The following is a 26,492-nucleotide window of genomic DNA, read 5'->3' as shown; positions in this document are numbered from 1 at the left end:
CGCCGGTGGGGTTCCGGCATGCCTTCAGTCGGGTGATTCCACGGATTCTCGGAGCACAAATGAAGATACGTTTTCGCAGATGGCCCACCGGGCTGGCCGCCGTGCTGCTGGCGATCGGCGCGGTCACGCTACCCGTCCAAGATGCCTACGCAGATGTCGAAGTGTCGACGCAATCGGTCAAAGGCGCCGACGGCAAGGACTACACGGTCACCAACCACCTGGTGAAGAGCGCGCTGGAGAAGTCGCAGTCCGACGGCAAGCGCAAGGAATGGCTGCTGGTCTGGGCCGGCGACGAGAACATCGCCGACACGGTGGTCCCGGACGTGCGGAACCTGCCCGGATCGCTGGGCGGTGGCCTCGGCAAGGCCTCGAACGCCCTGCCCGGTCCGGACTTCCTCGCCGTCATCGACGCGACCCCCGGATCGCCCGGATACGGCCAGGTCGTCAACACCATCACCGTCGGGCCGCTGGTGGAGAACGAGCCGCACCACATGCAATACGTGTGGCACAAGGGCGACACCATCTACGCGGGCGCGCTCTTCGGCGCCGCCACCTACGCCTTCGACGTGACCGCCCTGCCCAACGTGAAGCTGAAGGGCATCAGCCTGCCGACGCAAACGCTCGGCGGCTCCGTGCCCGACGCCTACTGGGTGCTCAAGGACGGCACGGCGTACGCGACGTACATGGGCGGGCCGGTCGCGCCCGGCCCCTACCGCTACGACGACGGTTCGGTGCACATCGGCAACGGTTTCGCCGGTAGCCCCGGTGAAGTCGTGCGCTTCGACGAGAACGCCAAGGTGCTCTCGCAGTCCCCGGCGGCCACGCCCGGCGGCGACAACGAGAAGCTGTGCGCCAACCTGCCGAGGCTCGGCGAGCCGACCTGCGCCAACCCGCACGGCATCCAGGCCCGCGAGGACCTGAACACGCTGGTGACCGCCGACTACGTCGAGCCGCGCAACATCATCCTGGACCCGGTGAAGGCGCCGTCGCCGTACCTGCGCCGGCCCACCGTGCGCACCTGGGACATCTCCGACCGCAACCACCCCAAGCTGAAGGCGGTGTCCTACCTGCCGGACGGTCCCCGCGCCGACCCGAACGACCCGCTGCACCAGGAAAGCCGCGCGGTGATGGAGACGACCGTCACCAACCTCCCCGGTCACAAGGGCGCCTTCGCCCAGACCATGCAGGGCGGCGCGGTCTTCTACACGCCGGACATCACCGCGGCCGAACCGCACTGGCGGCAGGTCTTCGACGACGGCACGGCCAGCCCCGGCTTCGACGCGGCCAACGACCGCAACGGCGGCAGCTCCAACGGCGGCTGGATCCAGACCAGCCCGGACGACCGGTTCCTGTACCGGGCGATCCAGGGACGTCAGCCCGGCACGTTCGGGGCCGACGACCCGGGCACCACGGGCGGCGTCTACGTGCTGGACATCGCCAAGCTCGTCGGAGCCGGCGACGACTACACGTGCTCGATCGACACCAAGCAGGAAGCCGAGCACGGCGGCGCCGAGGCCGACTGCCCGACGCTCGCCGGCGCCACCCCGATCAACCCCGGCAAGCCCGGCGCCGGCCCGCACTGGGGCGCGTACGACAACTTCGTGCTCGGCCCGGACGGCTTCTACCAGGAAACCCAGCAGCCGCAGCGGCTCGCGGTGTCGAACTACTTCGTGGCCCGATCCGGCCTGGACGGCGACCACAAGGTCAACGTCGTGAGCCTGGGCAAGGACGGCTCGGTGTCGGTCGACGACGAGTTCCGCGACGAGGTCACCGGTGAGGTCGGCGTGAACTTCAACCGGCGGTCCTGGCCGCACGGCGAGTTCGGCAACGCCAAACCGCACTCGGAGCTGTTCGTGGTCGCCGACGGCGACGTGAAGTAAACCGCGCACCCGGTGGAGGAGCCGTTCCCCCCGCGGAGCGGCTCCTCCCCAGGCGGCGATTTCGCGCGAAATCGCCGGAACCCGAGCGAGAGAACGCGAGTGGCTGATGGAGAACATGCACTCCCACACCGGGGTGTCCAGTGTGGATCTGATCGCCTTGGTGCTGCGGATTCTCCTGCTGACCAGCACCGCGGTGGTCGCGGGCGTCGGCCTGCTGCGCGCCGTGGTGGCGGTGCCGCCGTGGCTGGCCTGGACGGCCGGCGGCATCGCCGCGCTGGCCAGCGGGTGGTCCGCGGCGGTGCTCGACATCAACATCGGTTTCGCGGTGGCGCACGCGGTCCTCGCGCTGGCGGTGCCGCTAGCGTTGCGGTGGCGGGCCGCCGCGACCTACCTCGGGTTCGCGCTGGCACTGCTGCTGATCGCCGAGGCCGGGCTCGGGCATTCATCGCTCGCGTTCTTCCTCGACACCGTGTTCGCCGCCGTCGCCGTGGTCTGGTTCGGCTTCGCCGCCGGACCCTGGCGCGACAACGGCGGGCTGCGGCCCGGCCCGGTGGCGCTGACCGCGGCGTTGGCGCTGGCCGGGGCCGCGCTCACCCAGTTGCTGCTGTCTGGCCTGCTCGACCGCCGGTTGGTGGACAGCGCCTACGGCTTGGCGCTCGTCGGGCTGGTCGTGGCGTCACTGGGAGTTCTGGTGCTGACCGCGGTACTCCGCGACGTCCGGCGGGTCTACCGGCTGGGCGCGGTGGGGGTGCTGGTCGCGGTCGTCGCCTGGACCGCCCTGCCCGGCATTCCGCAGCCGCACGACCTGGCGGTGCCCGGCATCCCACGGCTCGCGTCGGCCGCCGGGACACCAGTGCTGGTCAGCCCGCACCGGCCGGGGCGAAACCTGGTGCACTTCCCGGCGAGCGCGGGACTGGACGTCGTGGTCGAATCCGGCGGCCGAATCTCGCGGGCCGTGCCGCGACCGGGCAGCACGGGAACCTGGGCCGAGGTCGAACTGACCAGCGGGCGCAGCGATTTCGTGGTGCGTCGCGGGGCGGAGCGGGGCACGGTGGACGTCGACACCGGCGAGCTCCCGACGCTGCCGGACGCCGTCGCCGCGGACGGGCCCGAATGCGCCAGCGCCGCGCTGGGCGGCATCGCCGCCGGCGCCCCGTCGGTGCTGGACAGCTGCCCGTCCGCAGAGTTGTCCACAGAGGACGAAGATGCGCTGCGCAAGCAGGTCGGCTACCTCGCCGCAGCCGGGGTTCCGTCGATCGCAGTGATCAGCGACGAGTCGCCCCGCTCCCGAGCCGCCGCCGACGCGGTGCTTTCCCAAGCGCAGCAACGCGGGCTGGCGATCCGGGACGATCCCGGCGGCGCGCTGCTCGTCGTCTCCGGCTGGTCGCGCGCCGCAGAAGCCCTCGAATCCAGCAACAACGGGCCGGGCTACATCTACGGCGTCCACCTCGCCCCGTGGCTGCTGCACGGGCCCGTCGTGAACGCCGTGGCCGGTTCGTCGATCCCGCTGCGCTTCGACCCCCGTGACGAGCGCTCGCTGACCTACGGCATGACGCTGGCCGGCGTATTCGGCGGCGAACCCCCGTCACTCGCCGGATTCCGCCACTGGCTGGCGGCACGTCAGGAGAACCTCACCGGCGACGTCGCGATCTACGCCTCCGCCCAGGTGGACGTGATGCGGATGGCCAACCACCCGCATGGCAGTTCCGCCGCGGGCCAATGGATCCCGCAGGGCACCATCGTCGCCATCTCCGGCCCCCTCCCGTCCTGACCCAGAACCAGGAGTGCCCATGTCTGTTGTGGACGTTTCGCGTCCGGTCGTCCCACCGGTGCAGGCGCCACCGGCGCAGCGCGGCGTGGTCGCGATCGGTGTCGCGGTAGCCGTCGTGGTCGGCCTCGCCGTCAACAACGCCGCAGGCTGGAAGCTCACGGTGCTCTACGCGATCGGCCTCGCGCTCGGGCTCGTGCTGTTCCATTCCCGCTTCGGCTTCACCTCGGCGTGGCGGCAGCTGGTGACCGTCGGCCAAGGCCGGGCGATCCGAGCGCACATGCTGATGCTGGGCGCGGCGTGCCTGCTGTTCTCCGTGCTGCTGGGCAGCGGCGCGAGCCTGTCCGGAACACCGGAGGACACCGTGGCGCCGGCCGGGCTCGGCGTGGTGCTGGGCGCGTTCCTGTTCGGCGTGGGCATGCAGGTCGGCGGCTCGTGCGCCTCCGGGACGCTGTTCGCCGTCGGCAGCGGGCAGACCGCGATCCTGTTCACCCTCGGCGGCTTCATCGCCGGCTCGGTCGCCAGCGCTTTCGCCGCCGACTGGTTCAAACTGCTGCAGAACACCGGACCCAGCGTTTCGCTCGCCGACACGCCGCTTGGTCACACCGGAGCACTGGTCATCTCGCTGCTGGTCATCGGTGCCATCGCCGGCGCATCGGTGCTGATCGAACGCCGCCGGACACCGCCGCCGATCGAACAGCCGCCGACCGAACGAGGCGTGCTGCGGGCGCTGCGCGGCTCCTGGCCGTTATGGGTCGGAGCGCTGCTGTTAGCCGGGCTGAACGCGCTGACGCTGTTCGTGTCCGGGCACGCCTGGGGAATCACCTCGGCGTTCGGCTTGTGGGGCGCCAAGATCCTCGGCTGGGTCGGCATGGACATCTCCGGCACGCCGTTCTGGAGCGTGCCCGAGAATGCCGCGAAGCTTTCGGCTTCCGTGCTCACCGACCGGATTTCGGTGATGGACTTCGGAATCATGATCGGCGCGCTCATCGCCGCCGCCCTCGCCGGCGCCTTCACCCTGCACCGCAGGATCCCGTGGAAGCTGGCGGTCGGCGCCGTGCTCGGCGGCGTGGTCATGGGAATCGGCGCCCGGCTCGCCGGTGGCTGCAACATCGGCGCCTACTTCTCGGGCGTGGCCTCGTTCAGCCTGCACGGCTGGTTGTGGGGCGCGATGGCCCTCATCGGCACGTTCGCGGGCGTCTCGCTGCGCCCGCTGTTCGGGCTCACCAACCCCAAGCCGTCCGACTCCGTCTGCTGATCTGCCGCGCGGAAACCGCGTGGAACAACGAGAAATGGAGGACCCATGGCCACATCCATCCGCAAGTTAGCCGCGGTGACCGCGACCGCGCTGGCCGCCTGCCTGCTGACCGGCGGCGTCGCCACGGCCGAGCCGATCTGGGTGCTGCCCGGCGTCGACCTGGGCGCGGTGCTCGGCCCCACCGTCCAGTTGCCCACCCAGCTGCTGCAGCCCGTCTTCGACGTGCTCGGCGGTTGAGGAACGACCCGAAGACGAATTGAGGAGGAAGAACATGAAGCGGACAGCAGAACGTGCCGTTGCTGCCTCGTTGCTCGCCGGAGTCGCCTTGCTCGGCGCCGGCCCGGTGGCGCTCGCCGAGGCACTGCAGGGGGACGGCGTGGCAGTCGTCGACGAACCCGACACCGGCGACCTGAACAACAAGTGGACCTTCGCGCCGCTGGGCGTGCCGGTCTTCGGTCTGATCGACTCGGTCAGCGGCGTCCCCAATCGCCTCGGCCTGATCTGAGCCTTCGTGCTCGGGATGCCGTCGCGGGTCACGGGGCCGTGAGTCCTTCGGGTCGCTGCAGCGGCCCAACGGGCTCACGGCCCCGCGCATGCAGATCAGGAGGCTCCTCGCCGGGATCGCCCGGTCACAGCCAGCCGACGACGACACCCGGCGCGATCGCCAGCGCGCCGAAGCGGATGAAGCGCCCGATGAAACCCGTGACCAGGAACGTGGTCAGCGGCACCTTCGCCCAGCCCGCGATCACCGCGATCGCGGCGAACGGCGGCAGGCTCGCGGCCGCGCTGATCAGCAGCACCGCGCCTGTCCACACCGGCCGGCGACGGCAGTTCACCCGGAACTTCTCCATCCACTCGCGCCAGCGGCTGTCCTTCCGCTCCCGCTCGGTCTTTCGCCGGAACATCCGGGGCAGCCGGATCGAGCCGCGCGCCGCGTAGTAGTGCAGCAGCTTTCCGGCGATCTGACCGGCGGCGATGACCAGAGCCAGCAGCCACCACGGGATCTCCGGGCCCTTGAGCACCAGCCCGATCGCGAACAGCTCGACGCTGATCAACGGGAGCAGCGCGGAGGCCACCGACACCCCGAAGGCGGTGGACAGCAAACCGATCACGGTCAGCACGATCGCTCCCAGCGAGCTCGGACCCCAGCAGGCGGTGTGGCCGGCAACCCCGCGCGCCCGAGAGAGCACGGCACCGGCCGGCGTTCACCGTTCTTCGAACAGCAATTCCATCGGACCCGACAACCGCAATTCCCGCAGCGGACGGCCGCCGGCGTCCAACGTGCGTACCGTACCGTCCGGAGCCCAGCCCGCACTGCGGAAGAAGGCCATCGATGCCGTGTTCGCCTCCGGCACCCACGTGATGCCCCGCGTGGCCCCGCCTGCGGCGAGCCGCTCCACCATCGCGCCGAGCAGCCGCCTGCCGTGGCCGCGCCGTCCCCAGCGCGGCTCCACCAGCAGCGTGCTGACCAGCGCGACCGTGGCCGCATCGGCAGGCAGGGTGCCGTTGGCCGCCGCCACCTCCGCCTCCGGAGCCGGGCCTGCCGCGCAGAAGCCCACGATCCACGCGCCTTCCGTCGCGACCAGTACCGCGGCCGGACCGTCGGTCAGGGCGTGCCGCCACTCCTGCTCGGTCGCCGCGCTGTCCAACTCGTCCAGCACCGCCGCGGGCAGCAGCTCGGTGAAGGCGGTGCGCCACGTCGTCAGCTGGATGCGAGCGATCTCCGCGGCATCGGACGGCACAGCTTCCCGCACATCGGCATCGGCCATGGCGACAACCTAACGTGCGCGACCGGCTACCGGACCGGCCGCCCTGCAACCGGTACCGGGACTTCCGGTTCCGGGTGAATCCGGCCCGGGGCGCGGCAGAACGGGCCGCTGGTGATCGGGTTGTCGGGGGTTGCTGGCACGATCTGGCGGGTGCAGACCATGAGCCGCGACACCGCACGCCGACTCGCTTTGGCAGCCCAGGGATTCGCCGATCCGCCGCCGCGCGGCGAGGTGACGCGCCGGCACCTGCAGCGCGCCCTGGCCCGCACCAAGCTCCTGCAGCTCGACTCGGTCAACGTGGCCGTCCGGGCCCACTACATGCCGCTGTTCAGCCGACTCGGCGGCTACGCGGCCGAGCTCCTCGATGCGGCGGCCTGGTCGCACCGGTCGCGGCAACCACGCCTGCTCGTCGAATACTGGGCGCACGAAGCGTCGCTGATCCCGATCGAGGACTGGCCGCTGCTGCGGTGGCGGATGCGGGAGTACGGCGGGGCTTGGCGACGGCGCAGCCGCGAGCTGCTGGAACGCTCGCCCCAGCTGATCGACGACGTGCTGACCGCGGTGAAGGAACTCGGGCCGATCGGTGCGGGTGGCCTGGAACGCGAGCTCGGCGGCGGCGAACGCCAGGGGAGAGGGCCCTGGTGGAACCGCACCGACACGAAACGGGCCTGCGAACTGCTGTTCGCGATGGGCGAGCTGACCACTGGCACCCGGCGCGGCTTCGAGCGGCTCTACGACCTTCCCGAACGCGTGCTGCCAGCGGATGTCCTCGCGCACGAACCAGAGGACGACGAGGCGATTCGCGCGCTGGTGGAGCGGTCCGCGCACGCGCTCGGCGTCGCCACCGAACCGGATCTGCGCGACTACTACCGGCTTTCGCCCGCGCAGTCCCAGCAGGCCGTGGCCGAGCTGGTGGAGGACGGCGTGCTGGAGCCGGTCGTGGTGCAGGGCTGGCGGCAGCCCGCGTACCGCTACACCGCGGCCCGCATCCCGAGGAAGGTCACCGGCCGTGCGCTGCTCTGCCCGTTCGACCCGCTGATCTGGGAACGTTCCCGCGCCGAAAGGCTTTTCGAGTTCCGCTACCGCATCGAGATCTACGTGCCCGAGCCCAAGCGGCAGTTCGGCTACTACGTTTTCCCCTTCCTCCTCAACGGTGAACTGGTGGCCCGCGTCGACCTGAAGGCCGACCGCGCCGCCGGCGTACTGCGGGTACCGGGCGCGTTCCTTGAAACCGGCCACGATTCGGGCGAGGTCGTGCCGGAGCTGGCCGCCGCGTTGCGCGACATGGCGTCCTGGCTCGGCCTCGACGACGTCGTGGTCGGCGCCAGGGGAGACCTGGCCAAGCCGCTCCGCGCAGCCAGCCGCTGATCGCGGAAGCCCGCCGAGAGCGGTGACCGTGCGGACCGCCCGTGTTCAGCTCGCGCAGGTGCCGTCCGCGCGGTCGTGTTCTTCTTGCGCCGCCATGACTTCGTCGCCGTGGCGGAATCCCCATTCGCCGAGCATCCCGATCGGGCCCAGCAGGCTCTCGCCCAGCTCGGTCAGCCGGTACTCGACCCGAGGCGGAGCCTCCCGGTAGGTGCACCGGTCGACCAGGCCGTTGTACTGGAGCCGGCGCAGCGTCTCGGAAAGCACCTTGGTGCGGATGCCACCGATCTGCCGCCGCAGATCGATCGGACGCAACGGCCCCTTGCGGAGCGCCCAGACGACCACCGGATTCCACGTGTTGGACAGCAGGTCGAACGCCAACCGCGCCCGGCAGTCGGCGAGGAACTCGCTGCTCGCGGGCAACACCTCGGACATCTCGGTCATGGGACTCTCCTCACCTGCCTGGAACCTCATCCTGCCCGGCCGTAACACACCGATTGGTAGCCATCGGGCCGCTTAGCGTCGGACCGGCATCCCACCGGAGAACTCGGACGAAAGCGAGAAGATACCTGTGCGAATCGGGATTCTGGGCGCCGGGAGCATGGCCGACGCACTCGGTACACAGTGGACGCGAGGCGGTCACCACGTGATGGTGAGCGGTCGCGACCCGGCCAAGGCAAGAGCACTGGCGGAGCGGCTCGGGCCGTCGGCGCGGAGCGGAACCTTCGCGGAAGCCGCGGAGTTCGGTGATGTCGTCCTCGTCGCCGTGCTGCACTCGGCGGTCGCCGACGTGCTCACCGCCGCCGGAGCCGAGGTCGGCACCATGCGGGGCAAGGTGTTGATCGACTGCACGAACGCCGTCGTCCCCGGTCGCTTCACCCTCGACCTCCCCGCCGGAACCTCGATGGCCGAACGGATCGCCGACCAGGCGGTCGGGGCGCACGTCGTCAAGGCCTTCAACACCTGTCACGAATCCGTCTGGCGTTCGATCCCACCGGTTTTCGACGGCCGACCGCTGGTCGTTCCGCTGTGCGGGGACGACGCCGAGGCGATCGCCACCGTTCGGTCGTTGGTGACCGACATCGGCTGCGTACCGGCCGACGGAGGTCCGCTGGAACGAGCGTCGCTGCTGGAAGCCACCACCGCGTTCATGATCGGCTTGTGGTTCCGCGGCGTCGATGCGCAGGCGATGCTGCCTCCGCAGAAGTACGGCACCGGCGGCTGACCACCCGCGGCCACGATCCCGGCCGCGTCGATGGATCGGTCGTCGCGCGGCCGATCCATCGACGCCGTTCGGCGCTCGCACCAGGCCTTCCACGTTTCACGTGGCTGTCGTCAACACGGCATCACCCGTTCCTGTGCGGCCGAAGATCTGCAGCTTCGGTTCCTTCTCGGGAGGTACTTCGGAGACCACCAGGTCGCTGCTCGCCGTGCCGGTGGACGAGGTGAGGTCCACCTCCGCGGAGCTTCCGCGGTGGACGGACACCTGCAACTCACCGGAGCCGGTGATCAGCTCGACCTGCCCGGCGGTCGCGTCCGCGACCGTCAGGTCGCCGCTGCCGGAACGCACCAGCACATCACCGGACACGGTGCCGAGCCACACGTTCCCGCTTCCAGTGGCCACCGACGACGCCGTCTCGATCACGGCGATCTCGACGTCGCCGCTGCCGCTGCGCGCATGCACGCCGCCGGCCATCGTGCCCAGCCGGAGCTGGCCGGAACCGGACCGGATCGTGGCCCGATCCGACGCCCGCTCGATCGACACCGTGCCGGAACCGGCCTGAACGTTGATCCGCCCGGCCGTGCCGGTCACGCTGATCTCGCCGGAGCTGGAGTGCACCCCGACCTCCGAGTCCAGCGGGGCGCGAACCTTGACCACCAGCGGGACGTTGCGCAGCGGGGCGTTGGCCGGGGTCCGGATGGCGAGCCGGTTGCCGGTGAGGTCGATCCGCGTCCGCCGCACGGCCTCGGAGATCGGCTCCTGCGCCCCGCGCCCGCGTTCGGCCTCGCCACCGGTGCGGATGCCGGCCTCGCTGAACTGCTCGGTGACCCAGCTCAGCAACCCGGTCAGGCCACCGCGCCAGTCCGGCCCGCTGGCGGCTGCATCGTGCCGGACCTCGACGTGGGTCGTCGCGGTTTCGGCCAACTCGATCACGACCGGCCCCAGGCTGTTTCCGACGTCGATGCGAATCGGCCCGGCGGTGTCGAAGTCCTGGCTGCGCACCAGCTCGGCCAACCGCTCCTCAGCGCTCGACCGCTCCTCCGCGTCCGGCCGGTCGGCGGGCTCGGCCGGGCCGCCGCCCGTTGTCTCGTCGTTCGTCATCGCGATCCCCTCCTCTCAGCCTTCGACCCAGCCGCGCACCCGCGAGCCGGGCTCGCCGCGCCACCGCCCGCGCGGGCCGCCGCCGGGCGGTCCCCATGGTCGGCCGCGACCGTGCCGCGGGTGGTCCCACGGGCCGCGCGGCCGCCCGGTGTGCAGCGCACCCTGAACCGCCTGCGCGACCCAGGTGTTCAACGACACGCCCTGGCTCGACGCGGCCTGTTCGGCCTGCGACTTGATCTCCTCCATCAGGCGGAGCGTGATGCGGCTGATGTCACCGCTGTCGCCGCTCGGCGGTGGTGGCGGTGGCTCGGCCTCGTCCTCCACCGTGGGTGGTGCGGTGTCGCCGCTGACCACCACTCGGACGTCGCGGCCGTCGAGGCGGATGTCGACGACCTGGCCGTCCAGCAGGGTCGTCACCTCCGCTGCCAGGTCGGACAGTGCGTTCATGATCGCCAGCCGTGCGGCCGGCTCGATCGCGCCGGACAGCACCGCCGCGGTCTGCCGGGTCTGGTCGTCCCCGGCGGAGGCGGCGGAGCTCAGGTCCTCGCGAAGCTGCTCGATGTAAGGGCTCAGATCCATGACACCACTATGACTTCATCGATGGCGTCATGCAATGACCTGATGGTGTCATCTGGCGTCATGGGATCTTGTCGGGACCGCCGGTTACGCTCGATGCACACATGGGGAGTCGCAAACGGCGGTCGTCGACCGCCGTCCAGAGCAGGAAAGGGGCCCGCCCGTCGTGACCGAGATCGTGCGGCCGAAAGTGCAGCTGATCGGCAAGACCGAGTTCTTCCCGCCGGAGGACGTGCCCTGGTCGACCGACGCCGACGGCGGGCAGGCGCTCGCGGAGTTCGCCGGTCGCGCGTGCTACCAGTCGTGGCGCAAGCCGAACCCGGCCACCGCCACCAACGCCGGCTACCTGAAGCACATCCTCGAGGTCGGCCACCTGTCCGTGCTGGAGCACGGCTCCGTGTCCTTCTACCTGTCGGGGATGTCGCGCTCGCTGACCCACGAGCTGATCCGGCACCGGCACTTCTCCTACTCGCAGCTGTCGCAGCGGTACGTGCCGGAGCGCGACGCCGCGATGGTCGAGCCCGACGTCATCGCCGGGGACCCGGAGCTGCACGAGAAGTTCGTGCAGGCCACCGAGGCGAGCGTCGCCGCGTACACCGAGCTGCTCGCCGCGCTCGAGGAGAAGTTCGCCGACGAGCCGAAGGCGACGCTGCGCCGCAAGCAGGCGCGGCAGGCGGCCCGCGCGGTGCTGCCCAACGCGACCGAGACGCGGATCGTGGTGACCGGCAACTACCGGGCGTGGCGGCACTTCGTGGCGATGCGCGCCTCCGAGCAGGCCGACGTCGAGATCCGCGCCCTCGCCATCGAGTGCCTGCGGCAGCTGCAGAAGGCCGTGCCGAACGTGTTCAGCGACTTCGAGATCACCACGCTGAAGGACGGCACCGAGATCGCGTCCAGCCCGTTCGTCACCGAGGGCTGAACCGGGTTCGCCCAGGTTTTCGCGAATCGGACGGCCGGCTCCCGCCTCGGGTGCCGGCCGTCCGCGCATCCCGGGCAGCCGGCAGCGGTCCCGCCCCGGCGGGCTCCTCATCGCGGGGCCTGGCAGGGAACCGATCGGTCCGTCGCACAGTCAAAGGACCGATCCGGCTCATCTGATTGGATGAACGGCGAGGCGGGAACGTTTGCGCTGCGTGGTCGCGCGCGAGGACTTCGGTGGAGGACGGCGCAGTGGTTGAGCAGGTCGGGCCAGGGCAGCAGGCCCGGGTGATCGGCGGTCGGTACCAGGTCGTCCAGGAGCTCGGACGCGGCGGCATGGGGATCGTCTGGCGTGCCTGGGACCAGGTCATCGGCCGCGAGGTCGCGATCAAGGAACTGCACCTGCCCGACGGCGTGCCGCCGGCCGAGCGGCAGGTCTTCGAGGAGCGGGTGCTCCGCGAGGCGCGCACCGCGGGACGGCTGAACGACCCGGCGGTGGTCACGGTGCACGACGTGCTGGCGGAGTCCGGCGTCACGTACATCGTGATGGAGCTGGTGCAGGCGGTCACCCTCAGCGACTACGTCGCGCAGTGGGGTCCCCTGCGCGACGAGCAGGCCGTGGACCTGACCCGCCAGGTGCTCTCCGCGCTGGAGACCGCGCACGCGGCCGGGATCGTGCACCGCGACGTGAAGCCGAGCAACATCATGGTCGCCGACGGCCGGGTGAAGCTGGCCGACTTCGGGATCGCCCAGACCCTGGACGACCCGCGGCTGACCAGCAGCGGCGCGATCGTCGGTTCGCCGTCGTTCATGGCGCCGGAGCGGATCAAGGGCGCGGACGCCTCGCCGGCCAGCGACCTGTGGTCGCTGGGCGCGACGCTGTTCTTCGCGGTCGAGGGCTGGATTCCGTTCGAGCGGCAGACGACGGCCGCCACGCTGCACGCGGTGCTCAACGAGCAGCCCCGCCTGTCCGGTTCGCACGGCATGATCGGCTCGGTGATCACCGGGCTGCTGATCGCCGATCCGCGGGCGCGGTTCACCGGCCCGCAGACCCGGGCGCTGCTGGACAGCGCTCCCGCCAACGGCGGTAACCCGGACCAGACCTTGCCGGTCGGCAGCCCCACCCGGGTCGCCCCGGGGGCGCCGAAGCCGAAGCGGTCCAAGGGCCCGTGGCTGATCGCTGCCGCCGTCGCCACCGTCGTGCTGTTCGTCGCCGGGCTCCTGGTCGGGCGGTTCGCGCTGGTCGGCGGAGGTGCGCCGGCCGCGATGGATTCGACCCTGGTGTTCGGCGAAGACGGCGACGTCGCCGGTTTCGACCCGGACGCCAAGGACTGCGGCACCGGGAAGATCACCGCGGGCAAGCCCATCAACAACACGACGTCCTGCTCCGACCCGCACGACTTCGAGTTCTACGCGTCGGGCTCCGCGTTCAGCTCCAGCGGCTACGACACGGCCTACCCCGGCGAGGACGTGCTGGCCGCATACGGCGAGGGCTACTGCTCGATGTACTTCGCCTCGGACAAGGTCGTAGCCCCGGGCAAGCAGACCACGTTGCGCTACGTCACGCTCGTCCCCTCGGAAGAGTCCTGGAACGCGCACCGCCAGTCCGAGGGCGACCGGAAGACCGGCTCGCAGAGCATCTACTGCGCCCTCTACAGCGCGTCCGGCGACAAGCTGCAGACTTCCGCGACGAAGTGATCTCTCGCGCCACCCCGAGCATCGGCGGTGGCTAGAGTGGGCGCATGGGTGTGGCCAGCGATGAGCGTCAGCAGTTGTGCGACCTGTTCGAGCGGCTCGGCCCGGACGCGCCGACGCTGTGCGCCGGGTGGAGTACCAAGGACCTCGCGGTGCACCTCGTGGTGCGCGAACGGCGGCCGGACGCGGTGGCGGGCAAGTTCGTGAAGGCGCTCGTCGATCGCAGCGAGCGCATTCAGAACGAGCTGCGCGCGCTGTCCTGGCCGGAGTTGATCGACCAGATCCGGCAGGGGCCGCCGAAGTGGAACCCGCTCGGCTTCTCCGGCGTGGACGAGGCGGTCAACGCCGCCGAGTTCTTCGTGCACCACGAGGACGTCCGACGGGCTCAGCCGGATTGGCAGCCGCGCCCGTCCGACCCGGAGCGCGAGGAAGCGCTGTGGAAGTCGCTGACCCGCGTCGCGAAGATGTTCTACGGGCGCAGCCCGGTGGGCGTGGTGCTGCGGCGCCCGGACGGCACCGAGATCGCGGCCAAGCGCGGTCCGCGCACGGTGCGCTTCGTCGGCGAGCCCAGCGAGCTGATCCTGCACGCCTTCAGCCGTCGTGCAGCGAAGGTCACGTCCGAGGGCAACGAGGCCGACGTGCTCGCGGTCGAGGATCTGCGCCGGTCTTTTTGACGCGTGGGACGGAAACTCGCTCGCGCGGCGGCGGCCGGACCGGAAGAAACACGGCGTTCCCGGGCCTGCGGACGCCGGGTTTCCCGAATGTGACCTGAGGCCGATCCGGCCGCTCTGAACAGGGAACTCACCAGGTAGCGTCAGGGCCATGACCGTCTGCCCCACTGCCAGTCCGGGCCGCCCGTTCGGCCGCGTCCTGACCGCCATGGTCACGCCGTTCGACGAAGACGGAAAGCTCGACCTGACGCTGGCGCAGGAGCTCGCCACGTACCTGGTCGACAGCGTCGGCAACGACGGCTTGGTCGTCAACGGCACCACCGGCGAGAGCCCCACGACCAGCGACCACGAGAAGCAGCAGTTGCTGCGCGCCGTGGTCGAGGCGGTGGGCGACCGCGCGACCGTGGTGGCCGGTGTCGGCACCAACAACACCGAGCACTCGGTCGAGCTCGCGCGCGCCGCTGAGCACGCCGGTGCGCATGGCCTGCTGGTCGTGACGCCGTACTACTCGCGCCCGCCGCAGGAAGGGCTGTTCCAGCACTTCTGGACGGTCGCCGACGCCACCGAGCTGCCGGTCATGCTCTACGACATCCCGCCGCGCTCCATCGTGCCGATCCAGGTCGACACGCTGAAGCGGCTGGCGGAGCACCCGCGGATCCTGGCGGTCAAGGACTCCAAGCACGACCTGCTGGCCGGTAGCGAGGTGCTGGCCAGCACCGACCTCGCCTACTACTCGGGCGAGGACCCGCTCAACCTGCCCTGGCTGTCGGTCGGCGCGGTCGGCTTCGTCAGCGTGATCGGCCACGTGGTCGGGGACCGGCTGCGCAAGATGCTGGACGCCTACGAGGCGGGCGACATCGCCGGCGCCCGGGAGGTCCACAATGGACTTCTGCCGGTGTACCGGTCGATGAACTTCGTCGGCGGGGTGATCTTCTCGAAGACGGCGCTCCGGTTGTGCGGCTACGAGACCGGGCAGCCGCGGCTGCCGCTGCCCGCGGCTACCGAGGAGCAGGTGCGGTTGATCACCAGCGACCTGTGGGATGCTGGCCTGGTACTGGTCAATCCGGACGCCGCACAGAGGTGAACCAGCGTTGAGCGCAAAGGCGACAGCCACCGAGTACCACCCGGTGACGCCGACATCGTCGGCCCCACCACCCCCGCTGGCCGACGGTGGGCTGCGCATCGTAGCGCTCGGCGGCATCGGCGAGGTCGGCCGGAACATGACCGTGTTCGAGCACGCGGGACGGCTGCTGATCGTCGACTGCGGTGTGCTGTTCCCCGAGGACGACGCGCCGGGCGTGGACCTGATCCTGCCGGACTTCGCCGCGATCGAGAACCGGCTGGACGACATCGACGCGCTGGTGCTCACGCACGGGCACGAGGACCACATCGGGGCGGTGCCGTTCCTGCTGCGGCTGCGGCCGGACCTGCCGGTGGTGGGGTCGAAGTTCACCCTCGCCCTGCTGGCGGCCAAGTGCCGCGAGCACCGGCTGGACCCGGTGCTGGTGGAGGTGGCCGAGGGGCAGCGCAGCAAGCACGGCGCCTTCGAGCTGGAGTTCTTCGCGGTCAACCACTCGATCCCGGACGCGCTGGCGGTCGCCATCCGGACCCCGGCCGGGGTCGTGCTGCACACCGGTGACATCAAGCTCGACCAGCTGCCGCTGGACAACCGGCTGACCGACCTCGCCGGCTTCTCCCGGCTCGGCGACGAGGGCGTGGACCTGTTCCTGGTGGACTCCACCAACGCCGAGGTGCCCGGGTTCGTCACGCCCGAACGCGAGATCGGGCCGGTCCTGGACCGGGTGATCGGCAAGGCCACCCAGCGCGTGATCGTGGCGTGCTTCGCCAGCCACGTGCACCGCGTGCAGCAGGTGCTGGACGTGGCCGAGACGCACGGCCGCAAGGTGTGCTTCGTCGGTCGTTCGATGGTGCGCAACATGGGCATCGCGAACGATCTGGGCATGCTGCGCGTGCCGGACGGGCTGCTGGTCGACCTCGACGAGGCGCTGGCGATGCCCGAGCACCTGGTGGCGTTCGTCTCGACCGGATCGCAGGGCGAGCCGCTTTCGGCGCTGTCCCGGATGGCGCGCGGCGAGCACAAGCAGATCCACATCCGCGCCGGCGACACCGTGGTACTGGCGAGCTCGCTGATCCCCGGCAACGAGACCGCGGTGTTCGGCGTGGTCAACGGCCTGGTCCGGTTGGGTGCCAATGTGGTGCACCAAGGCCACGCGAAGGTGCACGTGTCGGGGCACGCCTCGGCCGGTGAGCTGCTGTACCTCTACAACGCGGTGCGGCCGAGCAACGTCATGCCGGTGCACGGCGAGTGGCGGCACCTGCGGGCGAACGCCGAGCTGGCGCGGTTGACCGGGGTGCCGGCGGATCGCGTGGTGATCGCCGAGGACGGCGTCGTGGTCGACCTGGTGGACGGCATCGCCGCGATCGCCGGCCGGGTAGAGGTGGGGCACGTCTACGTCGACGGCCTGTCCGTCGGTGACGTGGGCGAGTCCACGCTCTCCGACCGGCTGGTGCTGGGCGAGGGCGGGTTCATCGCCATCACGGTCGCGGTGGAGGCGTCGACCGGCCGGGCGGTGTCGTCCCCGACCATCTCCGGTCGCGGCTTCTCCGACGATCCGAAGGCGCTGGACGACGTGGTGCCGCTGGTCGAGATGGAGCTGGCCCGCACCGAGGCGGAGGGCATCACCGACACCCACCGGATCGCCCAGGCGGTGCGCCGGGTGGTCGGGCGGTGGGTGGCCGAGACCTACCGCCGGCGGCCGATGATCGTGCCGAACGTGCTCCCCGTCGGATCCTGAACCGATCACCTGGTCGAGTGGCTCATTAGTCCGTTTTGCCGACTATTGTTGATCGCTGTCGGTGGCCGGGATCTCCAGTGGGTGATCTGCGGAATCCGTTGGGAGCACACGGCGGGCCTGCCTGGAGATCCACTGCGAGGGTGGGTCTCGCCGGTTCGGGGCGCATTCGGACTCCTGGACCGGAGGAATCACCAACAGGAGATTGGGGTCTGAAGTGCGTACTTCCGCTCGACTCTTCGGCGCTGCTACTGCCGCGGCCGCAATGCTGGCGATCGGTTCCCCAGCGTTCGCCGACAGCTACGGCAACGACGGGATCAACGTGCTGAACGACAACAACGTCAGCGTGCTGCCGATCCAGGCGTGCGGCAACAACGTCGGCGTCCTCGCCATCGTGGTGCCCTTCGCGTCTCCGCAGATCAACAACTGCGTCAACGCGCCGATCCTGGACCACTGACGCACGACCTCGTCACCTAGGAAAAAGTGCCGGCCTCCTTCGCGGAGGCCGGCACTTCGCTTTGTTCCCGGGCACCGACGCTGCAGGGCCGGTCGCCGTGTGGAGGCCGGCCCTTCAGCGGGTAGTCAGTGCCAGTTGGCTTGCAGGGCTTCTTGCAGGACCGCGGGTTGTTGCGGGCGGACCTTCAGCGCGCCCACGCCTTCCGGGGTCGGTTGCGGAAGTGGCTCGCACGTGGTGTCCGGACCTTCACCCGGCTTGCGGGCCGGCAGCTTGCCGGTGGCCAGGTAGTCGGCGATCTGGTCGTCCAGGCAGGCGTTTCCGCCGAGCGAGCCCGAGTGCGTGGTGCCGCCGGGCAGGCTGATCAGGCTGGCGTTCGGGAAGCGCTTGCGGGCTTCCAGCGCGCCGGGGAACGGGGTCGCGGCGTCCAGTTCCTCGCTGATCAACAGCGCGTCGGTGACCTTGCTGCCGTCGACCTCGACCGGCTTGCCCGGCTTCGCCGGCCACGAGCGGCACGGTGCATTGTACCAGGCGTTGGCCCACGTCTCGAACGGCGCCTTCGCGTACACCTCCCAGTTGTCCTTGCTCCACTGCTGCCAGCTCTGCGGCCACTTCACGTCGGTGCACTGCACCGCCAGGTAGACCGCGAAGCCGTTGTCGTCGCCGGGCGGGTTGGCGCCGTCGTAGACCTTCTTCAACGACTCCCAGTCGCCGTTGTGCACCCAGCCCGAGAACGCCTTGGCGCGGCGGTCCCAGGTCGCCTGCGAGTAGCCCGCGTTCAGGAACAGGTCGGTCCACTCGTCGGAGCCGATCACGTCACCGGCCGGCTGCTGGTCGAGCTTGGCGAGCTGCTCGTAGTAGAGCTTTTCCACGTCGGCGCCGGTGGTGCCCAGGTGGTAGGTGGCGTCGTTCTTCGCGATCCAGTCGAAGAAGATCTTGATGTTGCGGTCGAAGGCCACGTCCTGGTTCAGGTTCGCGTCGTACCAGACGTCGTCGACGTTCACGACGCCGTCCATCACGACCCGGCGCATCCGCTCGGGGTGCAGGGTGCCGTAGACCTGGCCGAGGTAGGTGCCGTACGAGAAGCCGTAGTAGTTGATCTGCTCGACGCCCAGTGCCTTCCGGATGCTGTCCATGTCCTCGACGACATCCGTGGTCTTGATGTGCTCGATCAGCTTGCCGTTGTTCCCGCACGCCCGCGCGTAGCCCTCGGACCGGTCGAGCCAGGCCTTCTCCAGCTCCGGGGCGGTCGGCACGTAGTGCGGGCGGTTGTAGGAGAAGTAGTTCGGGTCGCAGGAGAGCGCGGGCCGGCTGGAACCCACCCCGCGCGGGTCGAACCCGATCCAGTCGTAGGCGGCGCCGGCGCCCTTCGGCACGTACGCGCCGAGCATCGACAGGGTCAGTCCGGATCCGCCCGGTCCGCCCGGGTTGACCAGCATGACGCCCTGGTACTGGTCGTCGGGCACGGTGTGCTTGATCCGCGAGACCGCGAGCGAGACCTGCTCGCCCGCCGGATCGGCGTAGTCCATCGGGGCGGTGACCATCCCGCATTCCGCCCCGGCCTTCTGCAGGTTCGGGTCCTCGCACTGGCCCCATTGGACCGGTGCGGGCTGGAAGGCCGGTCCGGGCGCGGCCGTTGCCGAGCCGATGGCAGGCGACAAACCGACCAGCAGACCGGCTGCCATGGCAGCGGTGACGACTTTTCTCATGTTTGCCCCGTCTGTCCAGTTTGGTGCGCCCGGATGGCGACCAGTGTGGACAGTTAACGGGATCAGCCGAGGTCGGACCCCATGGTTGGCGAAAATTGGCCTACCCGTGTGCTCCCGGCGCCGGCCCGCTGAGCGTGGCCTTGACGTCGCGGCCAAGAGGTCTCAGGACTGGATCACGATCGGGACTTCGCACCACATCGCGCACCTGGCCGCTAGGGGAGATCGCGCGGCGTGATCACGGGCGCCAGGGGCTGGGTTTGTCGGTGGCCGGGCGCGTCGGGTCGAAGTGGTGGGGCGCTCCGAGCTCTCCCTCTCGCAGCGGCACCATGCCGGTTGCGATGGCCCGCATGATGCGGTCGCGGGCCCTGGTCGCGTCGCCGACCCGGTCCGCGGACAGGTCGCTGAGGTCCACCGGCGCTCCGAAGTGGACCTTCAGCTTCGGCCGGCGGCGGACGGCCCGCAGCCACGACGCGAACAGGACCCAGAGGTCGCCGGTCTTCTCGACGCGGACCATGCCGTAGCACATCGCCTCGTGGGCGCCCCACTGGCTGACCGGCACCACCGTGGCGCCGGAGGCCAGCGCCATCCGGGCCACGCCCGTCTTCCCGCGCTCCGGCCACATGTCCGGTTCGAGGGTGATGCGGCCCTCCGGGTACATCAGCACCGGGTGGTGATCGCTGGTCAGCGCCGTGACGACCCGGCCCAGCGCCTCGCCTGCGGTGCTCTTGCCGCGGTCGGCGCGGACGTGCCGGCAGGTGCGGAGCACCGTGCCCAGCACCGGCGTGTCGAAGAGCCCGCCGGTGGCGAGGAAGCGCGGCGCGAGGCGGCGGGTGCGGCAGGCCGCGATCAGCACCAGCGCGTCGAGGTTCCCGATGTGGTTGGCGGCCAGCAGCAGCGGCTTGCCGCGCACCGAATCCGGCACGTCGCCGGTGACCTCCAGGCGCCCGGTCAGCCCGATGATCGCGCGGTCGACCCGCATCAGCGCGCGCCACAGCAGCGGCGCGTCGTGGAACAGCTTCTCGCGGTCGGTCCGGCGTGTCGGCTCGTTCGGACTGGAAGGTAGGGCGACCATGATGGTCGAGGATCTCACGCGCGCTGCGCCGGTTGGAGCGGATTGCCCGAAAAACGGTCGACCTGCGATCTCCCGTGGCTGGTGTGACGCGCGAGGCGGGTGGAGATACCGTGTGGGGCATGGCGAGCCGGACATCGAACGGGGGACGGGGCTCGTCGCGTGGCAAAAGCGCGACCAAGAGTAACGGCTCCGCCGCCAGGAGTGGCGGATCGGGCAGGTCGGGCACCACGCGGAAGAGCACCGGGAGCGCCAAGCCCCGCCCCGGATCGACGCACGCACCCCGCAGACCAGCATCGAAGCGATCCGCCAGGACGAGTTCCAAGGGCGGCGGGGGCATCGCGCGCGGCGTCGGGAGCGTGGTCCGGGCGGTGGGCAAGACCAAGGAACTCGACCCCGCGCACCGGCGCGACGGGCTGGCGCTGATCTTCCTCGCGACCGCGGTGATCGCCGCCGCCGGCGTCTGGTGGCAGGCCGGCGGCCCGGTCGGGCACTGGTTCGACTGGGCGCTGCGCTCGGTCATCGGCGTGGCGGCCGTGGTGCTGCCGATCGTGCTGCTGATCACCGCCGTGCTGCTGATGCGCACCGAGACCAGCGCCGAGGCGCGGCCCCGCGTGGTGATCGGGTCGTTCCTGCTGATCTTCACCACGCTCGGCGTCCTGCACATCGTGTCCGGCGCCCCGCTCGATCCCGAGAACTGGGCGAACGCCGGCGGAGCCCTGGGCTTCGTCGCCGGCGGCCCGCTCGCGCACGGGCTCACCGGCTGGGTCGCGGCGCCGGTGCTGGTGCTGATCGGGCTGTTCGGACTGCTCGTGCTCACCGGCACGCCGGTGCGCGAGGTGGCGGCCCGGTTGCGCGGTCTCGGGCAGGAGGCCGAGGAGGCCCGCCCGGCGGCTGCCGCCGCCAAGGAGCTGGAGGCCGATCCGGCTTCGGTCAAACTGCGCCGGCCGTCCCGCCGTCGCCAGGCGGCGATGTCCGAAGAGGACCGGCAGCTGTCGCTGGAGGACGTGCCCGAAGAGCAGCCCAAGCCCGCCAAGGCGAAGGCCGCCGCGGTGCCCGCCAAGCCGGTCGCCGAAGCCGCCGAGGAGAAGCCGAAGAAGAGCAGCAAGCCGCAGATCAGCCGCAGCGTCGAAGGCGACTACCAGTTGCCGCCGCTGGACGTGCTCACCGACGGCGACCCGCCGAAGAGCCGCAGCCGCGCCAACGACGCCATGATCGAGGCGATCACTGCGGTGCTGGAGCAGTTCAACATCGACGCCCAGGTCACCGGCTTCACCCGGGGGCCGACCGTGACCCGTTACGAGGTCGAGCTCGGCCCCGGCGTGAAGGTCGAGAAGATCACCGCGCTGACCAAGAACATCGCCTACGCCGCCGCGACCGACAACGTCCGGCTGCTGGCGCCGATCCCGGGCAAGTCCGCGGTGGGCATCGAGGTGCCCAACAGCGACCGGGAGATGGTGCGGCTGGGCGACGTCCTGCGCTCCGCCGAGGCGGGCAAGGACAGCCACCCGCTGGTGATGGGGCTGGGCAAGGACATCGAAGGCCACATGGTCACCGCGAACCTGGCGAAGATGCCGCACCTGCTGGTGGCCGGCTCGACCGGGTCCGGTAAGTCCAGCTTCGTCAACTCGATGCTGGTGTCGCTGCTCGCGCGGGCCACGCCGCAGGAGGTCAGGATGATCCTGATCGACCCGAAGATGGTGGAGCTGACGCCGTACGAGGGCATCCCGCACCTGATCACGCCCATCATCACCCAGCCGAAGAAGGCCGCCGCCGCGCTGGCCTGGCTGGTGGAGGAGATGGAGCAGCGCTACCAGGACATGCAGGCCAACCGGGTGCGCCACATCGACGACTTCAACCGGAAGGTCTCCTCGGGCGAGATCACCGCGCCGCTGGGCAGCGAGCGCGAGTACCGGCCGTACCCGTACATCCTGGCCATCGTCGACGAGCTCGCCGACCTGATGATGACCGCGCCGCGCGACGTCGAGGACGCCATCGTGCGGATCACCCAGAAGGCGCGGGCCGCCGGCATCCACCTGGTGCTGGCGACCCAGCGCCCATCGGTGGACGTGGTGACGGGCCTGATCAAGACGAACGTGCCGTCGCGGCTGGCGTTCGCGACGTCGTCGCTGACCGACTCGCGGGTCATCCTGGACCAGCCGGGTGCCGAGAAGCTGATCGGCATGGGCGATGCGCTGTACCTGCCGATGGGGGCGTCCCGGCCGGTCCGGGTGCAGGGCTCGTTCGTCGGTGACGACGAGATCCACCGCATCGTCTCGTACACCAAGGATCAGGCCGACCCGGAGTACACCGACGGCGTCACGGCGGCGAAGGCGGGCGAGAAGAAGGAAGTCGACTCCGACATCGGTGACGACCTCGACGTTCTGCTGCAGGCCACCGAACTGGTGGTGACCAGCCAGTTCGGCTCCACCTCGATGTTGCAGCGCAAGCTGCGGGTCGGGTTCGCCAAGGCCGGCCGGCTGATGGACCTGCTGGAATCACGCGGCGTCGTCGGGCCGTCGGAGGGCTCGAAGGCGCGCGAGGTGCTGGTCAAGCCGGACGAGCTGGAGAACACGCTGTTCTCGATCCGCGGCGGGCCGCCACCGGATGCCGAGTGATTCCGGCGTCCCCGCATCTCCTGGATGCGGGGACGTTGCCGTTTTCCGCGTTTTAACCGGCATTTTCTCGGCCGGTTCTGCCGGGTTCGTACTGCTCCGTTTGCGCTTCCCAGATTGCGCTGAACGGAATTGTTCGAAGGGTTGATCTCCCGGTTCCGTGCGATAGTGTCCCGCCCGCTGACGGTTTATCCGCCGCGATTTCGAAGGGCTCTCGCATGGTCGTCCGGAAAGTTCGCGCCTGGTTATCGGTGCTGTTCGCCGCATTGCTGCTGGTGGTGGGATTTCAGCAGATCGCCTCTGGTGTCCCGGCCGGGGGGCAGGATGTAGCTCCGTCCGATGTGGACAAGGGTGAGCTGTTGCGCACCGGCGGCAGCAGCTATCCGCGAATGGTGCGGTTGCAGCACTCCGGCCTGGCCGACGGGCGCGTGCTGGCCAGCATGACGACCTATGTGGACCGCGCCGGTTTCGCGGTCATCTACGAAAGCCGTGACGACGGCGAGACGTTCCGGCAGATCGGCGAGATCCGCGACCCGGAGGGCGCGGACGCGAAGGGCATGTGCTGCTCGACGCTGTACGAGTTGCCGCGCCAGGTCGGCGACATGCCCGCCGGAACCCTGCTGTGGGCGGGCACCGCCGGCGTCGGCGCGGACCCGGAGGAGCGGCACAGCAGCATCCGGGTGTGGCGCAGCGACGACCACGGGCGCACCTGGAGCTTCCTGTCGACCATCGTGCAGGCGCCGGTCGGGCCGGGCGTGTGGGAGCCCGAGTTCACGGTGTCCGCGCAGGGCGATCTGGTCGCGTTCTACTCCGACGACGGCGATCCGAAGCACGACCAGAAGATGGTCCAGGTGCGTTCCGCGGACGGTCGCAATTGGACAGATCTGCGGGAAACGCTGAAGAACGACAAGTTCACGGTGCGTCCCGGGATGTCCGGGATCCGGCAGCTGCCGGACGGCACCTATGTGATGGTCTACGAGGTCTGCAACTACGATCCGGTGCACATCTGCACGGTGTGGATGCGGACCTCGGCCGACGGCTGGGATTTCGGCGACCCGTACGACCTGGGCACGGAAATCGTGTCGGAAACCGGCGGGCAGCCGCTGGGCACGCCGACGATCGCGTGGGTGCCGGGGCCCGGCCCGAACGGCCGGCTGGTGCTGGCGTACCAGATGCTCGGCGGCGACAACGGCGGTTGGGCGCCGGGCAACGGGCGCACGCTGATGGTCAACGACAACCCGTCCGACCTGGCGCGGGGCTGGCGGGAGATCCCGTCACCGGTGCAGCTCAGCTACAACAAGGGCAGCGTCTGCCGCAACTTCAGCCCGACCGTGTTGCCGACGTCGGACGGGAAGTCGGTCATCCACATCACGACGGACTTCGAGAAGTACATCGGCGGACCGTGCGAGGCGTTCCACGCGACGGGCCCGATCGACGCGACGGCCGGAACGACGAGCAGCCACGACGTCAAACCGATGGACCCCCGCCCCGGCCGCTGACGGTCCGCGATTTCAATGGAAATCAGAGGTCCGATTTCCATTGAAATTGCGGGAGTTGTCCACAGCCGTCGGCGTGTCGTGGTCCGGCACGCCGACGGTCCGCAATTTCCATTGAAATCGAAGGTTCGATTTCAATGGAAATTGCGGGGGATCAGGCGCGTAGCGTGGCGTGGGTGGTGTTGAGGTCGTCGATCGCGTGGACGCCGAGCAGTTGGAGGGTCCGGACGATCTCGGCTCGGAGGATGTCCACCGTCTTCTGGACGCCGCGTTCGCCGCCCGCCATCAGGCCGTACAGGTAGGCCCGGCCGATCAGGCACGAGTCCGCGCCGAGCGCGATCGCCGCGACGATGTCGGCTCCGCTGACGATGCCGGTGTCCAGCAGGATCTCGGCCCGGCCGCCGATGGCCTCGCGGACCGACGGCAGCAGTTCCAGCATCGTCGGGGCCCGGTCGAGCTGCCGCCCGCCGTGGTTGGACAGCACCACCGCGTCGGCACCCCGCTCGACCACGCGCCGGGCGTCGTCGGCGTTCTGGATGCCCTTGACGATCAGCGGCCCCTGCCACAGCTCCCGCAGCCACTCCAGGTCGGCGAGGTTCAGCGACGGGTCGAACATCGAGTTGATCAGTTCCTGCACGGTTCCGGACCAGTGCTTGAAGGAGGCGAACGACAGCGGCTCGGTGGTGAGCAGGTTGAACCACCACGCCGGGTGCATCGCGCCGTCGGCGATGGTCTTGAGCGTGAGCTCCGGCGGGATCGTCAGGCCGTTGCGGGCGTCGCGCAGGCGCGAGCCGCCGACCGGCGTGTCGACGGTGAGCATCAGCGCCTCGTAGCCGGCGTCCTGGGCGCGCTGCACCAGCTCGCGGCTGGCCTCGCGGTCGCGCCAGAGGTAGAGCTGGAACCACTTGCGGGAGTTCGGCGCCGCCGCGGCCACGTCCTCGATCGAGGTGGTGCCCATTGTGGACAGCGCATAGGGGATGCCCGCGCGGTCCGCGACGCGGGCCACCGCGGGCTCGCCCTCGTGGTTCATCATGCGCGTGAAACCGGTGGGGGCGAAGGAGAACGGCAGCTCGGAGCGGCCGCCGAGGATCGTCCTGCTGATGTCCACCTTGGACACGTCCTGCAGCACGGAGGGGCGGAACTCGACGTTGCGGAAGGCCTGCCGGGCGCGGCGCAGGCTGATCTCGGCCTCGGCGGCGCCGTCGGTGTAGTCGAACACGGCGCGGGGCGTCCGGCGGCGGGCGATGGCCCGCAGGTCGGCGATCGAGTGGGCGGCCGATAGGCGCCGCTCGGTCGTGTTCAGCTGCGGGGGTTTGACCCGCAGCAGCGGACGCAGTTCGGACCAGCGCGGAAGTTGCCGCTTGACCATTCGTGTTCCCTTCTCGCCGTGCGCCGGGGCGCGAAGGGCACATTACCTTTTCGCGGCGGCGGAAAAACCCGGCGAAGACGGGGGAGGGCGCGTCCCGCTCGGACGCGCCCTCCGCCGATCTCGCTCGGTGCTCAGCCGTTCGCGCCGAGCCGCACGACCTCGCCCGTGGCGTTGACCGCGTGGTACTCCAGCAGCGACCCGGTGCCGGAGAGCACCGGCTTGACCTGCGCCAGTTCGACGGCTTCGGCGGTCGAACCGCTCGTCCCGCCGAACTCGCGCACCGCGTAGTAGTAGATGTTCGCGGTGCCCTTGCAGACCACGTCGCTGCCGCAGACCGAGTACATGTCGGCCTTGAAGTTGTCGTCGACCTTCTTGCGGTCGTCCTCGCCGAACCGGTCCTGCCTCTTGTAGTTGCGGTAGCCGAAGTCGTGCCGCTCGCAGCTGGTGCGGAACTTGTAGCCCAGCGGCTTGTCCGGCGACATCGAACAGCCGTCGGAGGACCAGTCGAGCTGATCCGCGTGGGGCTGCTCGGCGCGGGTTTCGGTGAACACGTCGAGGGAGAACTCGTACAGGTACTCGTCGGTCACCGCCCGCAGCCGGGTCTGGCTCAGGTCGGCGTGCGCGGTGCCGGCGGTGAGCAACAGCGCGCCGGTTGCCGCGGCGCAGGTGAAGAAGCCACGGCGAGCAGGGGAACGTTCCACGGCTGGTCTCCTCGGAGCCGAACGGATCACTTCCCGTGTTATAGCT

The 26,492-nt window shown here is 70.1% G+C and carries 24 protein-coding genes; 15 read left to right on the top strand and 9 right to left on the bottom strand.

All coding sequences use genetic code 11. The features are described 5' to 3' along the window. Positions 1-59: 59 nt before the first annotated feature. From AC07EQ_RS12720 to AC07EQ_RS12700, 5 genes are all read left to right on the top strand, one after another. Positions 60-1,880, top strand: coding sequence for a hypothetical protein (locus AC07EQ_RS12720; protein WP_478388131.1), 1,821 nt, complete (start codon positions 60-62; stop codon positions 1,878-1,880). A gap of 106 nt (positions 1,881-1,986) precedes the next feature. Beyond that, positions 1,987-3,651: a hypothetical protein gene (locus AC07EQ_RS12715; RefSeq protein ID WP_478388130.1), complete on the top strand. Its 1,665-nt coding sequence runs from the start codon at positions 1,987-1,989 to the stop codon at positions 3,649-3,651. A 19-nt stretch (positions 3,652-3,670) separates the two neighbouring features. Then, positions 3,671-4,906 (top strand): YeeE/YedE family protein, encoded by a 1,236-nt coding sequence (locus tag AC07EQ_RS12710; RefSeq protein ID WP_478388129.1) that lies wholly within the window; start codon positions 3,671-3,673, stop codon positions 4,904-4,906. A 45-nt stretch (positions 4,907-4,951) separates the two neighbouring features. Further along, positions 4,952-5,143, top strand: a complete 192-nt coding sequence (locus tag AC07EQ_RS12705; protein WP_478388128.1) for a hypothetical protein — start codon at positions 4,952-4,954, stop codon at positions 5,141-5,143. A 34-nt stretch (positions 5,144-5,177) separates the two neighbouring features. Beyond that, positions 5,178-5,411: a hypothetical protein gene (locus AC07EQ_RS12700; protein ID WP_478388127.1), complete on the top strand. Its 234-nt coding sequence runs from the start codon at positions 5,178-5,180 to the stop codon at positions 5,409-5,411. Positions 5,412-5,535: 124 nt separating this feature from the next. Here the strand turns inward: AC07EQ_RS12700 and AC07EQ_RS12695 are convergent, their stop codons facing one another. Beyond that, complete coding sequence (locus tag AC07EQ_RS12695; RefSeq protein WP_478388126.1) at positions 5,536-6,027, bottom strand: YqaA family protein; 492 nt, start codon at positions 6,025-6,027, stop codon at positions 5,536-5,538. 84 nt (positions 6,028-6,111) lie between these two features. Next, the gene (locus tag AC07EQ_RS12690; RefSeq protein WP_478388125.1) at positions 6,112-6,675 is read right to left on the bottom strand and encodes an N-acetyltransferase family protein; all 564 of its coding nucleotides are present in this window, start codon (positions 6,673-6,675) and stop codon (positions 6,112-6,114) included. A 150-nt stretch (positions 6,676-6,825) separates the two neighbouring features. Between AC07EQ_RS12690 and AC07EQ_RS12685 the strand changes: the two genes are divergently transcribed. Next, positions 6,826-8,043, top strand: a complete 1,218-nt coding sequence (locus tag AC07EQ_RS12685; protein WP_478388124.1) for a winged helix-turn-helix domain-containing protein — start codon at positions 6,826-6,828, stop codon at positions 8,041-8,043. Between the two features lie 45 nt (positions 8,044-8,088). Here the strand turns inward: AC07EQ_RS12685 and AC07EQ_RS12680 are convergent, their stop codons facing one another. Next, complete coding sequence (locus AC07EQ_RS12680; RefSeq protein WP_478388123.1) at positions 8,089-8,484, bottom strand: winged helix-turn-helix transcriptional regulator; 396 nt, start codon at positions 8,482-8,484, stop codon at positions 8,089-8,091. A gap of 88 nt (positions 8,485-8,572) precedes the next feature. Here AC07EQ_RS12680 and AC07EQ_RS12675 point away from each other — a divergent pair, with 88 nt between their 5' ends. Next, positions 8,573-9,265 carry an NADPH-dependent F420 reductase gene (locus AC07EQ_RS12675; RefSeq protein ID WP_478388256.1) on the top strand — a complete coding sequence of 231 codons (693 nt, stop codon included), beginning with the start codon at positions 8,573-8,575 and terminating at the stop codon, positions 9,263-9,265. Between the two features lie 96 nt (positions 9,266-9,361). On the opposite strand, the gene AC07EQ_RS12670 is transcribed toward AC07EQ_RS12675, so the two are convergent. Next, positions 9,362-10,363, bottom strand: coding sequence for a DUF4097 family beta strand repeat-containing protein (locus AC07EQ_RS12670; RefSeq protein ID WP_478388122.1), 1,002 nt, complete (start codon positions 10,361-10,363; stop codon positions 9,362-9,364). A gap of 15 nt (positions 10,364-10,378) precedes the next feature. Further along, positions 10,379-10,942, bottom strand: coding sequence for a toxin-antitoxin system HicB family antitoxin (locus AC07EQ_RS12665; RefSeq protein ID WP_358575283.1), 564 nt, complete (start codon positions 10,940-10,942; stop codon positions 10,379-10,381). A gap of 163 nt (positions 10,943-11,105) precedes the next feature. Between AC07EQ_RS12665 and thyX the strand changes: the two genes are divergently transcribed. The 6 genes from thyX (at position 11,106) to AC07EQ_RS12635 (ending at position 17,490) form a co-directional block, all read left to right on the top strand. Next, complete coding sequence (thyX, locus tag AC07EQ_RS12660) at positions 11,106-11,858, top strand: FAD-dependent thymidylate synthase (protein ID WP_358575282.1); 753 nt, start codon at positions 11,106-11,108, stop codon at positions 11,856-11,858. A 248-nt stretch (positions 11,859-12,106) separates the two neighbouring features. Continuing rightward, positions 12,107-13,552, top strand: a complete 1,446-nt coding sequence (locus AC07EQ_RS12655; RefSeq protein ID WP_478388121.1) for a serine/threonine-protein kinase — start codon at positions 12,107-12,109, stop codon at positions 13,550-13,552. A gap of 44 nt (positions 13,553-13,596) precedes the next feature. After that, positions 13,597-14,223: a TIGR03085 family metal-binding protein gene (locus tag AC07EQ_RS12650; RefSeq protein ID WP_397529407.1), complete on the top strand. Its 627-nt coding sequence runs from the start codon at positions 13,597-13,599 to the stop codon at positions 14,221-14,223. 148 nt (positions 14,224-14,371) lie between these two features. Continuing rightward, complete coding sequence (dapA, locus tag AC07EQ_RS12645) at positions 14,372-15,304, top strand: 4-hydroxy-tetrahydrodipicolinate synthase (protein WP_478388120.1); 933 nt, start codon at positions 14,372-14,374, stop codon at positions 15,302-15,304. Positions 15,305-15,311: 7 nt separating this feature from the next. Further along, the gene (locus AC07EQ_RS12640; RefSeq protein ID WP_478388119.1) at positions 15,312-17,036 is read left to right on the top strand and encodes a ribonuclease J; all 1,725 of its coding nucleotides are present in this window, start codon (positions 15,312-15,314) and stop codon (positions 17,034-17,036) included. A 214-nt stretch (positions 17,037-17,250) separates the two neighbouring features. Continuing rightward, positions 17,251-17,490, top strand: a complete 240-nt coding sequence (locus AC07EQ_RS12635) for a hypothetical protein (protein ID WP_478388118.1) — start codon at positions 17,251-17,253, stop codon at positions 17,488-17,490. A gap of 125 nt (positions 17,491-17,615) precedes the next feature. On the opposite strand, the gene AC07EQ_RS12630 is transcribed toward AC07EQ_RS12635, so the two are convergent. After that, positions 17,616-19,196, bottom strand: coding sequence for an alpha/beta hydrolase (locus AC07EQ_RS12630; protein WP_478388117.1), 1,581 nt, complete (start codon positions 19,194-19,196; stop codon positions 17,616-17,618). Positions 19,197-19,431: 235 nt separating this feature from the next. Beyond that, a complete protein-coding gene (locus AC07EQ_RS12625) occupies positions 19,432-20,268 on the bottom strand; it encodes a lysophospholipid acyltransferase family protein (RefSeq protein ID WP_478388116.1) in 837 nt (278 codons plus the stop codon). Between the two features lie 119 nt (positions 20,269-20,387). Between AC07EQ_RS12625 and AC07EQ_RS12620 the strand changes: the two genes are divergently transcribed. Next, a complete protein-coding gene (locus AC07EQ_RS12620; protein ID WP_478388115.1) occupies positions 20,388-22,883 on the top strand; it encodes an FtsK/SpoIIIE family DNA translocase in 2,496 nt (831 codons plus the stop codon). A gap of 215 nt (positions 22,884-23,098) precedes the next feature. Next, positions 23,099-24,379, top strand: a complete 1,281-nt coding sequence (locus tag AC07EQ_RS12615) for a sialidase family protein (protein WP_478388114.1) — start codon at positions 23,099-23,101, stop codon at positions 24,377-24,379. 151 nt (positions 24,380-24,530) lie between these two features. Here AC07EQ_RS12615 and AC07EQ_RS12610 read toward each other — a convergent pair whose 3' ends face one another. Together AC07EQ_RS12610 and AC07EQ_RS12605 are read right to left on the bottom strand one after the other, a co-directional pair. Beyond that, on the bottom strand, positions 24,531-25,745 hold the full coding sequence (locus AC07EQ_RS12610; RefSeq protein ID WP_478388113.1) for an alpha-hydroxy acid oxidase: 1,215 nt from the start codon (positions 25,743-25,745) through the stop codon (positions 24,531-24,533). Between the two features lie 131 nt (positions 25,746-25,876). Further along, positions 25,877-26,446 (bottom strand): phospholipase, encoded by a 570-nt coding sequence (locus tag AC07EQ_RS12605; protein ID WP_478388112.1) that lies wholly within the window; start codon positions 26,444-26,446, stop codon positions 25,877-25,879. Positions 26,447-26,492: the final 46 nt, after the last annotated feature.

This window comes from Saccharopolyspora sp. NPDC045839 (assembly GCF_056431645.1).
Note: the sequence above shows the minus strand (reverse complement) of the source record. Positions and strands in the feature narration are given on the sequence as shown.

Coding starts and splice junctions, on each gene's coding strand:
- AC07EQ_RS12720 (WP_478388131.1), top strand. CDS start 60: ATGAAGATACGTTTTCGCAGATGGCCCACCGGGCTGGCCGCCGTGCTG.
- AC07EQ_RS12715 (WP_478388130.1), top strand. CDS start 1,987: ATGGAGAACATGCACTCCCACACCGGGGTGTCCAGTGTGGATCTGATC.
- AC07EQ_RS12710 (WP_478388129.1), top strand. CDS start 3,671: ATGTCTGTTGTGGACGTTTCGCGTCCGGTCGTCCCACCGGTGCAGGCG.
- AC07EQ_RS12705 (WP_478388128.1), top strand. CDS start 4,952: ATGGCCACATCCATCCGCAAGTTAGCCGCGGTGACCGCGACCGCGCTG.
- AC07EQ_RS12700 (WP_478388127.1), top strand. CDS start 5,178: ATGAAGCGGACAGCAGAACGTGCCGTTGCTGCCTCGTTGCTCGCCGGA.
- AC07EQ_RS12690 (WP_478388125.1), bottom strand. CDS start 6,675: ATGGCCGATGCCGATGTGCGGGAAGCTGTGCCGTCCGATGCCGCGGAG.
- AC07EQ_RS12680 (WP_478388123.1), bottom strand. CDS start 8,484: ATGACCGAGATGTCCGAGGTGTTGCCCGCGAGCAGCGAGTTCCTCGCC.
- AC07EQ_RS12670 (WP_478388122.1), bottom strand. CDS start 10,363: ATGACGAACGACGAGACAACGGGCGGCGGCCCGGCCGAGCCCGCCGAC.
- AC07EQ_RS12665 (WP_358575283.1), bottom strand. CDS start 10,942: ATGGATCTGAGCCCTTACATCGAGCAGCTTCGCGAGGACCTGAGCTCC.
- AC07EQ_RS12650 (WP_397529407.1), top strand. CDS start 13,597: ATGGGTGTGGCCAGCGATGAGCGTCAGCAGTTGTGCGACCTGTTCGAG.
- dapA (WP_478388120.1), top strand. CDS start 14,372: ATGACCGTCTGCCCCACTGCCAGTCCGGGCCGCCCGTTCGGCCGCGTC.
- AC07EQ_RS12630 (WP_478388117.1), bottom strand. CDS start 19,196: ATGAGAAAAGTCGTCACCGCTGCCATGGCAGCCGGTCTGCTGGTCGGT.
- AC07EQ_RS12625 (WP_478388116.1), bottom strand. CDS start 20,268: ATGGTCGCCCTACCTTCCAGTCCGAACGAGCCGACACGCCGGACCGAC.
- AC07EQ_RS12620 (WP_478388115.1), top strand. CDS start 20,388: ATGGCGAGCCGGACATCGAACGGGGGACGGGGCTCGTCGCGTGGCAAA.
- AC07EQ_RS12615 (WP_478388114.1), top strand. CDS start 23,099: ATGGTCGTCCGGAAAGTTCGCGCCTGGTTATCGGTGCTGTTCGCCGCA.
- AC07EQ_RS12610 (WP_478388113.1), bottom strand. CDS start 25,745: ATGGTCAAGCGGCAACTTCCGCGCTGGTCCGAACTGCGTCCGCTGCTG.